The sequence below is a fragment of the Wolbachia endosymbiont (group A) of Anoplius nigerrimus genome (genome assembly GCF_947251795.1).
Classification (GTDB): domain Bacteria; phylum Pseudomonadota; class Alphaproteobacteria; order Rickettsiales; family Anaplasmataceae; genus Wolbachia.
This window is the reverse complement of the sequence record NZ_OX366385.1, coordinates 727,511-741,993: the sequence shown is the minus strand read 5'-3', so window position 1 is coordinate 741,993 and position 14,483 is coordinate 727,511. Positions and strand designations below refer to the sequence as shown.

General features: G+C 35.4%; 13 protein-coding genes and 1 pseudogene. 8 read left to right on the top strand and 6 right to left on the bottom strand.

Annotation, left to right across the window (positions count from 1 at the left end):
* Positions 1–98 precede the first annotated feature (98 nt).
* Both rho and OPR26_RS03935 read right to left on the bottom strand, forming a co-directional pair.
* A complete protein-coding gene (gene rho, locus OPR26_RS03940) occupies positions 99–1,502 on the bottom strand; it encodes a transcription termination factor Rho (protein WP_265015515.1) in 1,404 nt (467 codons plus the stop codon).
* 192 nt (positions 1,503–1,694) lie between these two features.
* Complete coding sequence (locus tag OPR26_RS03935) at positions 1,695–2,303, bottom strand: cell cycle transcriptional regulator TrcR (protein WP_064124724.1); 609 nt, start codon at positions 2,301–2,303, stop codon at positions 1,695–1,697.
* A 327-nt stretch (positions 2,304–2,630) separates the two neighbouring features.
* Between OPR26_RS03935 and OPR26_RS03930 the strand changes: the two genes are divergently transcribed.
* The 5 genes from OPR26_RS03930 to trpS all read left to right on the top strand — a co-directional run bounded on the left by OPR26_RS03930 (position 2,631) and on the right by trpS (position 7,898).
* A complete protein-coding gene (locus OPR26_RS03930) occupies positions 2,631–4,430 on the top strand; it encodes a peptidylprolyl isomerase (protein WP_265015514.1) in 1,800 nt (599 codons plus the stop codon).
* 383 nt (positions 4,431–4,813) lie between these two features.
* On the top strand, positions 4,814–5,134 hold the full coding sequence (gene rpsP / locus OPR26_RS03925) for a 30S ribosomal protein S16 (RefSeq protein ID WP_253302464.1): 321 nt from the start codon (positions 4,814–4,816) through the stop codon (positions 5,132–5,134).
* Positions 5,135–5,145: 11 nt separating this feature from the next.
* Positions 5,146–6,132 carry a polyprenyl synthetase family protein gene (locus OPR26_RS03920; protein ID WP_064124721.1) on the top strand — a complete coding sequence of 329 codons (987 nt, stop codon included), beginning with the start codon at positions 5,146–5,148 and terminating at the stop codon, positions 6,130–6,132.
* A 61-nt stretch (positions 6,133–6,193) separates the two neighbouring features.
* Positions 6,194–6,757 (top strand): nucleotide exchange factor GrpE, encoded by a 564-nt coding sequence (locus tag OPR26_RS03915; protein WP_265015513.1) that lies wholly within the window; start codon positions 6,194–6,196, stop codon positions 6,755–6,757.
* 106 nt (positions 6,758–6,863) lie between these two features.
* On the top strand, positions 6,864–7,898 hold the full coding sequence (gene trpS / locus OPR26_RS03910; RefSeq protein ID WP_265016287.1) for a tryptophan--tRNA ligase: 1,035 nt from the start codon (positions 6,864–6,866) through the stop codon (positions 7,896–7,898).
* 86 nt (positions 7,899–7,984) lie between these two features.
* Here the strand turns inward: trpS and OPR26_RS03905 are convergent.
* Positions 7,985–8,184: pseudogene (locus OPR26_RS03905) on the bottom strand (IS256 family transposase); the annotation flags it as partial.
* 10 nt (positions 8,185–8,194) lie between these two features.
* Positions 8,195–8,710, bottom strand: coding sequence for a gamma carbonic anhydrase family protein (locus tag OPR26_RS03900; protein ID WP_265015512.1), 516 nt, complete (start codon positions 8,708–8,710; stop codon positions 8,195–8,197).
* 144 nt (positions 8,711–8,854) lie between these two features.
* Here OPR26_RS03900 and secG point away from each other — a divergent pair, with 144 nt between their 5' ends.
* From secG to OPR26_RS03885, 3 genes are read left to right on the top strand one after another with little or no spacing between them, the layout of a single operon-like run.
* Entirely contained in the window at positions 8,855–9,175 is a 321-nt protein-coding gene (gene secG, locus OPR26_RS03895; RefSeq protein ID WP_265015511.1) for a preprotein translocase subunit SecG, read from the top strand.
* The gene (locus OPR26_RS03890) at positions 9,175–10,779 is read left to right on the top strand and encodes a CTP synthase (protein ID WP_265015510.1); all 1,605 of its coding nucleotides are present in this window, start codon (positions 9,175–9,177) and stop codon (positions 10,777–10,779) included. The genes secG and OPR26_RS03890 overlap by 1 nt, the downstream gene beginning before the upstream one ends.
* 25 nt (positions 10,780–10,804) lie before the next feature.
* The gene (locus OPR26_RS03885; protein WP_265015509.1) at positions 10,805–11,212 is read left to right on the top strand and encodes a nucleoside deaminase; all 408 of its coding nucleotides are present in this window, start codon (positions 10,805–10,807) and stop codon (positions 11,210–11,212) included.
* A gap of 30 nt (positions 11,213–11,242) precedes the next feature.
* Here the strand turns inward: OPR26_RS03885 and OPR26_RS03880 are convergent, their stop codons facing one another.
* Complete coding sequence (locus OPR26_RS03880) at positions 11,243–12,439, bottom strand: MFS transporter (RefSeq protein WP_265015508.1); 1,197 nt, start codon at positions 12,437–12,439, stop codon at positions 11,243–11,245.
* Positions 12,440–13,285: 846 nt separating this feature from the next.
* Positions 13,286–14,377, bottom strand: a complete 1,092-nt coding sequence (locus OPR26_RS03875; RefSeq protein WP_265015507.1) for a coiled-coil domain-containing protein — start codon at positions 14,375–14,377, stop codon at positions 13,286–13,288.
* Positions 14,378–14,483 lie beyond the last annotated feature (106 nt).

The following is a 14,483-nucleotide window of genomic DNA, read 5'->3' as shown; positions in this document are numbered from 1 at the left end:
CGCTCCCTAAGTTCGCCATTGCCTGAACGGATACAATTATTTTAGCTATAAGAGCGTTTTACTTTTTGCTCAGCATATCCATCATAACTGGCTTACTTTTAGTGATTCATGGAGTTAAAAAAGTCAGCATTGCTCTTTGTTAAAAGTAGTTTGTCACGTAAAAATTCCATTGCTTCAACAGGTCCCATAGGATTGAGTATTCTACGCAACACCCATATTTTATTTAGTATAGCCTTATCAACTAATAGCTCTTCCTTCCTTGTTCCGGATTTTGTAATATCAATAGCTGGAAATATACGTTTATCAGAAAGTTTTCTATCAAGTATAATCTCAGCATTTCCTGTACCTTTGAACTCTTCAAAAATAACTTCATCCATTTTTGAGCCAGTCTCTATAAGAGCTGTGGCGATTATAGTTAAAGAACCCCCATTCTCAATATTACGAGCTGCTCCAAAAAAGCGTTTTGGTCTCTGCAGTGCGTTTGAATCTACACCACCAGTTAGAACTTTTCCAGACGAAGGAATAACAGCATTATAAGCACGTGCAAGTCTAGTAATATTGTCAAGTAGAATTACCACATCTTTTTTATGCTCAACCATTCTTTTAGCTTTCTCTATTACTATTTCAGCAAGCTGTACGTGACGGTAAGCAGGCTCATCAAACGTAGAACTTACTACCTCACCTTTTACGGAACGTATCATATCTGTTACTTCTTCAGGCCTTTCATCTATAAGTAACACTATTAATTCTATTTCAGGGTGATTTATAGCTATAGAGTTAGCCATTTGCTGAAGCAATACAGTTTTTCCTGTGCGAGGTGGAGCAACTACTAACGCTCTTTGCCCTTTTCCAAGAGGAGCTACTATATCTATAGCACGCATGCTTAAGCCTTTTTTATCATCACCACTATTACACTCAAGTACTATGCTTTCCTCAGGATAAAGAGGAAGCAAATTATCAAAATGGACGTACTTTCTTAATTCACTGACTTCAGTAGAGTTTATACTTTGAACCTTAGTTAAAGTAAAATATCTTTCTTTATCACCAGGTGGCCTTATTTCTCCACATGCCATATCTCCTGTACGTAAATTAAACTTCTTTATTTGTCCGTTAGAAATATAAACATCATCGGTACTTGGAGCATAATTTGCACTTGCTGAACGTAAGAAACCGAAACCATCAGGCAATATTTCCACTATTCCACTCCCTGTGGTTATGCCTCCTTCTTCGCTCATTTTCTTCATTAAACTGAATATCATTTCCTGCTTTAGCATCCTACCATTGCTTTTACCGTTAGTTGAAATTTTTCTTTCTTCAGCTAATTCTAACAATTCTTCTGCTGTTTTCTCTTTTAATTCGCTCAGATCTAATGTTTTTCTATTTTTCTCAGTACCTTCATTGACCATCTGTTTTACTGTATCGTTATTATGAATTTGCTCACTTTTTTTAGGTTGAGCTGTAACCTTTCCTTTTGCCAAAACATCTTCATTGATTGTTGTCATAATCCTCCAAAAATTTTAATTGATGCTTACTAACCTAAAATGTGACTATAAGATAATAAATTAGGCTGAGCTAGTTTTAGTGCGTATTAAGCTTAATTATCATTAAACCCCGTACTTTACTTACATTATACTAATAAACACTAGCAAGTCAAGTTAATTTAATGTTAACAAAGCACAAAAATTTGAGGATTTTCAATAGCTATTCTTTATATTTTTTAACCTTTCTTGCTTCTCTTCTTCTACTTTTGCTTTTTCCACTTCTGCTTCTAAATTTTCTTGACTACATAAGCCAAGTAGTACAGGATCTTGGGGTTTTATATTTTGCATGTTATGATGAGATCCATCTCTTACCTGCTCAACTGTGTAATTTGTTGTACTAATTAATTTAGCTATAACGTTATTGTCCAAGATAGGAAATTTTTTTACTAAATAATAAATCGCATCAGGTTTATCTCTACGCCTTGCCGTAGAGGCAAAGCCAAGAATGCTACCAATCGCTTTACTCCTTTTTTTTATATTTTTTATAATCAAATTTGGTACACGGTTTGAATTTTTTTTGCAATCATCGATTTCTTTTTCAGTAATTACCCCAGAAATAATAGGGTTATATTTTTCAACTTCTATTTCCTCATCAGCTATGTCTTGTACTTCTTCAAGGGCCAACCTACAGCATTGTGCTATTTGATTAAAAGTTAAACCAGTGTTGTCTACTAACCAAGCAGCTATTTGCATTAGAAACTGTTTATTTCTATCGTTATTGCCCTTAGAAGATTCCATTGACATCAAAAAAGCATCTCCCATTTAAGTATCCCTTACTGTATACAGAGCTAAAATATAAGCTATTAAAACTAAAAAAGCATTAATTTTGTCATTCAATGACTTTTTGTTTGTCACTTCCCACCTCTTAAGTTAATTAAATGTGCTTACCTTTAAGCATATTTCAAACAAAATATTCCCCCTTCTTAAGGTATAGTATAACTCAGTTAAACATATGTTTCTATTTAAGAAGAGAGTTAAATTTTAAATTAATATATTGTAATATTATATATATTAGCTAATAAAGCAACAGGTTTACAAGAATTAAATTATCACTATTCTATAATTAACCATTAATTAACTGAGTTTAAAATGAATGTTAAAAATTTTTTCACTAAAGTAACCGTTGTCCTTTTAGCTTGCTTGTTAGTCTTCATGGGAATTGGCAACCTTTTATCAGGTGATGATGAAAAAGAAGAGGTAGCTAGGGTTGGAAAAGAAGTTATAACGTCAGATGAGTATAAATCACTATATCAAAATTATGAAAAGCAAATTTCTGGATCTGATGCGAGTAGAGAACAAGTAAAAAAGCTGAAATATGATTTGCTTAACGCACTTATAGAACAAAAACTATTGTTTAACCTAATTAGTGAGCTGGGGTTGACAGTTGGAGAAGAGTCTATAAAAAACCATATTAAAAATACCAAATACTTTCAAAATGATAAAGGCGAATTTGACAAAAATAAATTCCATGAAACGCTAAATGACCTCCATATGACAGAGAAAGAGTATATAGCAAAGCTAGAGAAAGTTCTGCCTGCAATGATGTTCATGACTTCGTTATTTAAAGATAATTATCCGGTAACTTTTGGCGAGAGAGTTGATGAGCAGATATACAAAAGTCGCTACCAAACTAGAGTAGTTGATATTGTTAAAATAACTGAAGATGCAGTTACAAACATTCCTGAACCAGATGATCAAGCCTTACTTGATTTGTACGAAAGAAATAAATCCCATTTTTATTATCCTGAGTATCGAACTGCGCAATATATTTCCCTAGGCCAAAAGTATTTTGAAGATCAAATCAAGATCTCAGATGAAGAAGTTGATGGTATAATAGAACAACAGGAACTAAAAGATCAAAGAGATATATTCAATGTAATATTTTCTACCAAAGAAGAAGCTGAGACAGCAAGAAGAGCATTTGAGGAGAGTAAAACAAGCTTTGAACAGATAGTAGGAGAGTTTGGCAAAGCAAAACTTGAGGAAACTAGAGTAAATAATATAACTAAGGATTTTTTACCAGAAGACGTGAGAGAGAAGGTGTTTGCTCTTAAAGTAGGTGAAGTAAGTGAAGTTTTAGCAAGCAGTTTTGGTTGGCACATAATAAAAGTGGAAAGTGCGCATCAAATCTCTGATGAAGACTTAGTTGATTTAAAAAAAGACATAAAGTCAGTTCTAACTAACCAAAAGTCTTTTGAAAGAGTCAATGATTTCATAAACCAAGTGAACTATGAGATATACAATGGTTCAGCAATTGAAGAAATATTGAGTGAATATAATTTACCTATACAAACTATTGGTCCAGTAGATGCGAGTGGAAAAGATCAAAGTGGTAATAACGTAGGAGATTCTAGTGATTTGATTTCTTTCATTTTTTCGCGAGAAAAGGATCAGAAAGGTTATTTCAAGGGCGTTGGGGACGCTGTTGTTAGTGTAAAAATCATTGATATCGTTCCACCCAAATTGCAAAGTTTTGAAGAAGGCCGGGCATTAGCGGTAGAGCTTTGGTGTAGTGAGTTTATAAAAGAAAGAATATTTAAAATTGGGCAAGAGGTTGCAGTTCAACTAAGGGAAAAAACAGATTTGGAAGAAATTCAAGGTGTGGAATTAGTTAAAGGTCAGCAGATGCACCGCAATGAACAAAACTACCCCTTTTCTTTTGTAGAAGAGATTTTCAATATGAAAACAACTGGTTCAGTGACAGACCCTATTCAATACAATAATGAAATTATAATAGGTGTTCTAAAAGAAATGCATTCATCAAATGGTAAATTAAACACGCTTGACACCGGAAAACGTGTGATGATATCGCTAAAAGAGCAATTAATTAGCTATCTGGAATCAAAGTATAAAGTCGAAGTTAATCACGCTATACTTGATGATATATAATCAAAAATCTTATAAGTTGCTTCAAACGCATCCAGTGCACAACTGTACGAACATTGCGATTTGAGAGCAATCTTCACTAGAAAGGATGTCATCCCAGTGCCCAGACACTGGGATCCAGGAATTTTATTAAGTTGGTAAGCATAAAAGTAGCCGTTTTATGTTAAAATACAACGTTTTAATGATTAAAAAAAGGCTGGATTCCAGTGTCAGCTACTTGCATGACACCATTTGTTGTCTTCAAAAATGAATGTTCGTGCAGTTATGCGCCCGGCACATCCTACATTATTGGTAATTATATTATAAGGTGCAAAAGTTGTATAATTCATTTGACTTAAAACGGCTCATTGTATAAAATTGTGACTAATATATGAATAAAGGTTAACATGGCAGTTAAAATAAGGTTGGCAAGGTTTGGCGCAAAGAAACGCCCTTTTTATAGGGTAGTTGTAGCTGATTCACGAGCACCAAGAGATGGGCGTTTTATTGAGAAAATAGGACAATATGATCCAATGTTACCAAAAGACAATAAAAATCGTGTTGTGGTGAAGGCTGATAGATTAAAACATTGGCTAAGCGTAGGCGCGCAAGCAACTGAAAGAGTACTATGGTTCATCAAAAAAGGCATAGTAACTTTAGAAACAGAACCAAAGAAAACAGAAAAGAAGAAAGTAGAGAACGAGAAAGCACAGGGACAAGAAGCATAAGTCTCTTTAAAATGCTAAATACTGATTTAACAAATAATGGTAAATTAGACGATGTCGTATCTTCTGATTTATCAGCTATGAAGGACTTTATCTTCAAAAATGTCAATGATGAAGGTGCTAAGCTTGCTACTGATATTATATCTCATCTTGTTAGTTCAGGTGGAAAAAAAATAAGGCCTAAACTAGTTTTTATTATATGTAAAATGCTAAACTATTCTGGGGAGGATAGGATCAACGTTGCTGCATCGGTAGAGTTTATACACAATGCTACTTTACTTCATGATGATGTGCTCGATGAAAGTGAGGCACGCCATGGAGTTAAAACAGCGAATAAGATTTGGGGAAATAAATCAAGCATTTTAGTTGGTGATCTATTGTTGACTCTAGCATTTAGATGGCTTATAGAGTGTGGAAATTTAAATATTCTCTCTATTTTATCTAAAGCATCGCATTTACTTGTGAAGGGTGAAATAAAGCAGATGACAACACGTTTTGACCCCCACACAGTCAGGGAAAATTATTTTGATATCATTGGAGAAAAGACAGCATCTTTATTTTCTGCATGCTGTGAAGCTGCATCAACAGTATCTGGTGCAACAAATGACGAAACAGAGAGGCTAAAGAATTTTGGTTTTAATTTTGGTATGGCATTTCAAATAGTTGATGATATGCTCGATTATACTGCTAATCAAGGCACTTCTGGAAAGCAAGTCGGAAAAGACTTTTTCGAAGGTAAAGTCACCTTACCTGCTATTATAGCATACGAAAAGGGCAGTCCAGCAGAGCAAAAATTCTGGGAGAAATGCTTTTCTTCAGCTAGACACAATTTTGACCAAGCATTACACTATATTAATCACCATAATGCCATTCAGCTTTCTATGGAAAAAGCTAGACACTACATTAATATGGCACAAAATGATATTAGTACTTTTTCTGATTCTTTTTATAAAACTACTTTAATTGACTTTTTAAATGCGAGCATAGAAAGACGAATGTAGCTGGCGCTTGATATTTTCGAATTAATTGCTATATATTTATTAGATTCTTAAGGGTAATAATATGTCAGACAGCAGTAAAGAGAAAAAGAAGAAGTTTGTCGATATGGTAAGTAAGCAGAAAGGTAACGATCAACAAGGTGATGATCATAAACAAAATGATGATTTTAATGAAGGCCTTAATGCATTAAGAGAACGTGCAGCTCAGCTTGAAGATCATTTACGCCGTGTTGCTGCAGATAATGAAAACGTCAAACGTATAATGCAAAAGCAAATTAGCGATGCAAGTGACTATGCAGTCACAAAATTTGCACGTGATATGATTGACTCGTGTGACAATTTAAAAAAAGTAATGGAAATTTTGAAAGACGGTGATCCTGTTCATGAGGGGATTAAAGTAGCTTATCAAAAAATTATAAATGATCTAAAAAAACATGGAATAGAGGAAGTAGATCCACTTGGTGAGCTTTTTGATAGTAATTTACACCAAGCTGTTGTGGAAAGAGAGGACGATGAAAAAGAGCCTGGCACTATTATAGAAGTATTACAAACTGGTTATACTATCAAAAATAGATTGCTCCGTCCTGCAATGGTTATTCTTTCTAAGAAATCTGATGGAAATGCATAAACGTCAGAGGTTAGATTTTTTACATCACCATTGTTTAAGCAAAAAACCAACAGCCAACTTTGGTGTCATTCCAGCGCGTGACGCTGGAATCCAGAAAAAAAGAAATATGGATCCCAGTGTCAGCTACTTGGATGACAGGAAACTATATAATGAGTCTGTTGTCTTTTCAGGTATCCAGCCAAGTGGCGTACTACATTTAGGTAATTATCTTGGTGCAATCAAACAGTGGATAGACTTACAGGATAAATACAAATCTCTTTTTTGTATTGTCGACCTACATGCAATCACAGCAAATAAGCTTCCCGCAAGTGAATTAAAAAGTAATATTTTCAAAACAGCAGCAGCTTATATTGCATGTGGAATAGATCCAGAAAAGTCCATTATTTTTAATCAGTCCACGGTTAGTGGTCATGCAGAACTGGGCTGGCTGCTTGGGTGCTATACACCAATTGGTTGGCTTAATCGCATGACTCAATTTAAAGATAAAGCTGGCGGTGATAAACAAAAAGCCTCTCTTGGGTTATATAGTTATCCAGTACTTATGGCTGCAGATATATTGTTGTATCAAACTAAATACGTTCCTGTTGGTGATGATCAAAAACAGCATTTGGAGCTTGCACGTGATATTGCATCAGCTTTTAACAATCATTATAAACTGGATTATTTCATCGTACCTGAAATCTTAACTTTGGATTGCACATCAAGAATAATGAGCTTAAGAGATGGTACAAGCAAGATGAGTAAATCTGACCCTTCAGAACATTCGTGCATTAACCTTGATGATACAGATGACTTAATTGTTAAAAAAATAGAAAAAGCAAAAACAGATTCAATTCTAGGCTTTGCTACTTTAGAGTGCCGACCAGAAATAAGCAATTTGGTAAACATTTATTCAGTGCTTAGTAATTTAAATGTGGAAAAAGTGTGTGAAGAGGTGAACAAACATGACATGAAACACTTTAAAAAAGAGTTAGCTGATTTAATTATCAGTGTTATATCACCCATACGTGAGAGAATGAATGATCTTTTAAAAGACCAATTCCATTTACATGAAATATTAAAAAAAGGCACAGAGAAAGCAGCAGAAATTGCAACCCATAATATAAAAGAAATCAAGGATATTATTGGATTTGCTCAATAGACCTCTTGCATAACCTAAGGAATCAATTCAAAATTGTAAAAACAGGCAATAAGGAAATGTTCAAAAAAGTGTGTCAAACCGCATTTTTAACTCAACTCAATTTTCAATCTACCAGGAAAGAAAATATCAAGTTGAGATATAGTTAAAACCCAATTAGGATAGTCCAATTTTACTCTGCCTTTTTTATAGCACAATATACCTGTTTGTACAAGCTAGTACTTAGTTTAGTGAATTTTCTAATCTGTCTATGCAGTCCCTCAATAGGGTTGGTAGTATAAATTAGCCTCACGCGGACTTTAATTTTTATATTCTTTCATTAGCATAATATAATTTTGTGCTGATTGTGTAATATGTTTAATTTCTTCATTTGACATTTTTTTGAAGAATTTTGCTGGCCTATCAGCCCATATTTCCCCACTTTTTATTACTTTTCCATGTGTCACTAGTGAGCCAGCAGCTACCATAGCTTCAGGCTCCACAACTGTATGGTCCATCACGGTAGAGCCCATACCAATAAACGCTTTATCATGCACTGTGCATGCATGCAACATACAAAAATGTCCCACTGTTACCATATTGCCAATAGTCGTATCACCACCTGGGTTTCTATCCACATGAATTACCGTTCCATCTTGAATATTTGTTCCATTACCTATTTTTATTGATCCAACGTCCCCTCTGACCACACAATTAAACCAGATGCTCGCATTTCTTCCTATTTCAACCTTGCCTATGATATGCGAACCACCTGCGATGAAAGCACTTTCGTCTATTTTTGGTTCATAATCTTTGTATTTTAAAATGTGGTACATGTTAAGCCCAAAGTCTTATGCATATGTTAATCAAAATAAGGTAGGCAGTAAATACATACTTAGATTTCAAGCTACTTGGGTGACAGATGTTCTTGACTTACGTGCTTTGTACTGCTAAGATTTTTATTTTCAGCCCTATCTATAATGTCAGTAGCGGTATTAAGTATATTTCAAATAATATTGGTTGTTGTGTTAGTAATTTTAGTGCTCTTGCAGCCGCCTGGAAGTAGTTCGTTAAGTGGTTTTAGTAATACACAACAGGGGGTCAACTCGATGATTCCAGTGAAATCTTCTGAAAACCCGCTCAGCAGAATAACGGCTATTGTTGCTGGATTGTTTATTATAAATACATTGCTATTGTCAGGATTATGTTCAAAAGACGTACATAAAAAATCGATTGCAGAGAAAATTATATTAGAAAAAAAGCAAGAAAGTGAACCTACTTCTGTTCCATTTGAAAAGTAATGAAGGAAGCTAAATTTATCTTTGTCACAGGTGGGGTTGTGTCATCGCTTGGTAAAGGCTTAGTTGCTTCAAGCGTTGGTGCGCTTCTTCAAGCTCACGGTTTTAAGATCCGTATCAGAAAACTTGACCCGTATCTCAACATTGATCCTGGGACAATGAACCCAACTCAGCACGGAGAGGTATTTGTTACCGAAGATGGTGCTGAAACTGATTTGGATCTTGGGCATTATGAGCGTTTTACTGGAATTAAAGCAACAAAAGATGACAATATAACAACTGGTAAGATATATCATGAGTTGTTGAAGAAAGAGAGGCGTGGTGATTATCTGGGCAAAACTGTGCAAGTCATTCCTCATGTGACAGATTTAATCAAATCGTTCATTTTTAATGGTACGGAAGGTTTGGATTTTGTAATATGTGAAATAGGAGGAACTGTAGGTGATATTGAAAGCCAACCATTTTTGGAGGCTATACGCCAAGTTAACTACACATTAGGAAAACAAAGAGTTATCCTTATTCACTTAACTTTAATACCATATCTTACCGCAGCGCAAGAATTAAAGACAAAACCAACGCAGCATTCAGTTCGAGAGTTAAATTCCGCGGGGTTACAACCAGATATTATATTATGCCGCAGTGAGAAAGAAATTTTCGATAATCAGAGAGAGAAAATAGCTAAGCTTTGCAATGTTTCTTTGTCCAATGTGATACCTGCTCCTGATGTGAGTCATATATATGAGTTACCGGTGTTGTATAGCCAATGTGGGCTCGATGCGCAAATTTTGGAGCACTTTCATTTAAGTAAGCCAAAACCAAGCTTGATTGAATGGGATCAAATAGTGCACTCTATAAGGCACCCAACACAGGAAGTTACTGTGTCTATAGTGGGAAAATACACCGAATTCCCTGATGCGTATAAATCACTGGTTGAAGCATTAAATCATGGTGCGATTAGTAATAAAGTCAAAGTAAGGATAAATTGGGTTAACTCAAGAGAGAAGGAAGAAAAACCTATAAATGAAAAGCTTATAGGGGAGAAGTTACAGAATTCTCATGCAATTCTTGTCCCAGGGGGGTTTGGTGATGACGGAGTAGAGGGTAAAATATTAGCAATAAATTATGCCCGTACAAATAATATCCCATTTTTCGGAATTTGCCTTGGTATGCAGCTTGCAATTATTGAGTTTGCTCGTAATGTTGTTAAGCTTGAAGATGCACACTCTGAAGAATTTCATAACTGTAAACATCCAATCGTTAAGTTAGCTGGCGATCAAGATGACGATCTTGGTGGAACCATGAGACTTGGGGCATACAAATGTAATATAAATGCAAGCTCTAAAATGATGGATGCATATAGTAACACTACTATTTCAGAAAGACACAGGCATAGGTACATAATCAATTCAGATTATAAAGATGATTTGGAAAAAAATGGGCTGCTGTGCAGTGGCATATCAGAAGATGGAACGTGCATAGAGGCAGTGGAGTTAGAGAGTCATCCGTGGTTTATTGGTGTGCAGTTTCATCCAGAGTTTCAATCAAAGCCGTTTTCTCCTCATCCTCTTTTCGTGTCGTTCGTTAAAGCAGCAATTGATAAGAAATAAGTGCCTAGTGTTTAAGTATCAATATATGGAGCTTGCCATAGAGCAAGCCAAACTCGCTCAAAAAAATGATGAGGTTCCCATAGGTGCTGTAATAGTTAGTGGAAGCAATGTTGTTTCTTCTGCACACAATATATCCAATGATCCAACTGCACATGCAGAGATGTTAGCGATCAGACAAGCATTTTCAACTTCCACGCTTTGTGATGCTGACATGTACGTAACGTTAGAGCCGTGCCCGATGTGCGCTCAAGCTATTTCCTTTGCAAGGATTAAACGATTGTACTTTGGAGCTTATAATCCAAAAGGTGGAGGAATTGAAAATGGTGCTAAGATATTTCAATTTTGCAGCCATATACCTGAAGTTTATGGTGGGATATTAGAAACAGAATGCTCTTTTTTGTTAAAGGATTTTTTTGAGAAATTGAGAACCTAATTTAGGCTACGGTATAAATTTAAGAGAAAACTAAGACCAATCACATTTTTTATCTTGCGGTTTTATTTGCAATATTGCTACCACACTGATCAACAAGCAGAAGACTATATAAAGCCCAGCAGCAAGGTTTGTTTGAGGAAATGTTACAGTCAACCAAATACAAATCATAGGAGTAAATCCTCCATGTAACGCATAAGAGATGTTGCGTGATAAGCTCACACCACTAAATCTAACATTGGTGGGAAAGAGTTCAGATGCAACTATTCCTATGGGAACTATACCTCTTTCTATTATAGAAAGAGCCATTACACTAAGCATAATTATAAGGTAATTTTTGTAGTAATATGCAATAGATAACGCAGGACAACACAGTGCCATTGTAATTGCTATAAATAAGATTGCAGTGCGCTCTTTTCCAACTTTATCAGCCAACATTCCAAACGCTATTGAAGATATCGGCATTAATATACTGGTTATAATGAGCACAATTTCGTTGATATATGTTGTTACATACACATCCACTGATGCTATTTCCTTTGCGAGTGTTCGAAGAAATATGGTAAATCCAACAGCAACGTTAACAGGTACAGATATTAAAATAGCAAGTATAAGAGCTCTCTTGTGGCGCTTTATAAGCTCTATTATTGGCAAATCAGGTAAATTTCTTTGTTTTCGATTTTTTTCATATGCTGGAGTTTCTCCCAATGTGTATATGCTATACGCACTAATTAATCCTAAAATAGCTGAGAAAATAAATGGCAATCTCCAACCCCAGATACAAAAATCAGTAGTTTTTTTGCAGATAATTACTATCACCGCAGAAAGCAAGACACCAATGGAACGACCAAAGCCCATTATTCCAAAATACATCCCTAAGTTTTCTTTCCTACTGGATAAATGCTCTATAAGATGAACAGAACTTCCTTGTTCACCACCAAGTGCAATTCCTTGTGTTATATGGATTGCAAGAAGCAATATAGTAGCTACTTGATTGTGACTTGGAATAAATGCAATAAGACTTGATGGTATCGATATTAGCAAGATAGTAATTATTAATGCTATCCTCCTTCCATACCTGTCACCAACGTGACCAAATATGAATGCACCAAGTGGCCTTACAATTGCGCCTAACCCTACAATTCCAAATAATTGCAGTATGTTACTGTAGACATCTTTTGCAAAACAAAACTCTCTGCTGATTATGTTAATCAAATCAATAAAGAGCATATAGTCATACCATATTGCGATTCTGCAGAGTATGGTTGATATCAACACCCTTGTTTGCACTAAATTCAATTCGTAAATGTTTGCTTATTCTATTCTAGCTGCTTCTTGGGATTTTACAACCTAAACATATATAGCTAAAGTGACTTAGGCTTACCGATAATTTGAAAAACAAAAATTCGTCATTCCGCTACTAGTTAGCGGAATCTGTACCGCGAATGAATCCACAACTGTACGAACATCATGATTTGAGAGCAATTTCCACTAGGAAGGTGTCATTCCAGTGCCTCTATGATGTCATCCCAGTGCCCAGACACTGGGATCCAGGAATTTTATTAAGTTGGTAAGCATAAAAATAGATCAACTATGTTTTACGTTAAAATACAACGTTTTCGATGAGGTTATATGGAAAGCCGGATCCCAGTGTCAAGCACTGGGATGACAAAAAAAGGAGCACTGGAATGACAAGTTCTCGGCAACCTCTACGTCATACCGCCGCGGCGCTAACAAGTAGCGGGATGACAATTGTCAGGGTGTCATCCATAAGTGTTGAAAGTGCAGTCACACAAGGTGATTAATGGTATGTAAATCTCCTCTTGATATCAACCTTCGTTGTTGGGAAAGCAGATAAACCACGTCAAAAATTCGCTTAAACCTTCTAACCACAGGCAAAAAGGCGCTTTTTTGATTTATTTTATTATCATTGAAATTTATGCCATTAACCACCTTATATAATGCCACTTATAGCACTTTCAACACTTATGGGGTGTCATCCCAGCACCCTCTTCTTGTCATCCTAGTAGTATGACACTGGTTCACTCTATAATGGTGTCATCCCAGTGCCTTTAGTTAACTTCCATTTGTTAATAGCTGCATTCCCTTCTTATTTACTTCTTGTGCTTTCACTCCATCTACTTGAGTACTAGGTAATACTGCATATGTAATACCACCAACTACGAGTGCAGATGCTACTGCTATACCAATCATTACTAACATCTCTAACTTAACTGTACGTTCAAGTGCAGTAAATGCTATCAGTCCAGCAGCAAGACCAACACCAATACCAGCAGTGTACCGTGCTGCATTGCTTTGTTTTGGTTGTTCAATTGTTTTGCTTTTATCTTCTAGTTTTCTATTTTTCTCCTCAGCTTTTTGCTTTGCATCTTCCAATGCTGTTATTTTCTCTTGTAACTGAGCAACAGTATGATTTTCTTGCAACTGCTGTTTTAATTGTGTTATTTCCTTCTCAGCTTTCTGATTTGCATCTTCTTTAGTTTGTAATTCTTGTGTTTTAGTTTGTAAGTCTGTCTCAGCTTTTTGCTTTGCATCTTCCAATGCTGTTATTTTCTCTTGTAACTGAGCAGCAGTATGATTTTCTTGCAACTGCTGTTTTAATTGTGTTATTTCCTTCTCAGCTTTCTGATTTGCATCTTCCAATGCTGTTATTTTCTCTTGTAACTGAGCAGCAGTATGATTTTCTTGCAACTGCTGTTTTAATTGTGTTATTTCCTTCTCAGCTTTCTGATTTGCATCTTCTTTAGTTTGTAATTCTTGTGTTTTAGTTTGTAAGTCTGTCTCAGCTTTTTGCTTTGCATCTTCCAATTCTGTTATTTTATCCTCTTTCTCTTTTAACTGCTGCTTACTCCGTTGTAGTTTTTCACTTGCTGATCTTTTTCCTTTTCCTTTTTTTGACTCAGTAACACCTTCTTGCTCATTAACAAGATCTTTACTTGATGACGTGCTACTACTAAAACCAACTCTTCGATCATCTTTATTGTTCGACATAACCTCATCATTACTGATATTACCAGCATCGTTTTCTGATGTTTCTTGTCCTGTGCTATCATCCAACACTGCTGTGGTTGCCTCAGTTGCCGTACCTTCAGTTTGTGCAGCAAGTACTTCAGGTAAAGAATTTTGATTTTCATTTGGATATAACATATTAAACCTCAATATAAATATTATTTAGGCAGTATGATGCCTTTAAAACTTAACGTCAAGTAATATTTTCCATAAGTGTGTTATTTTTGTAAAATTTTGGCGTAGC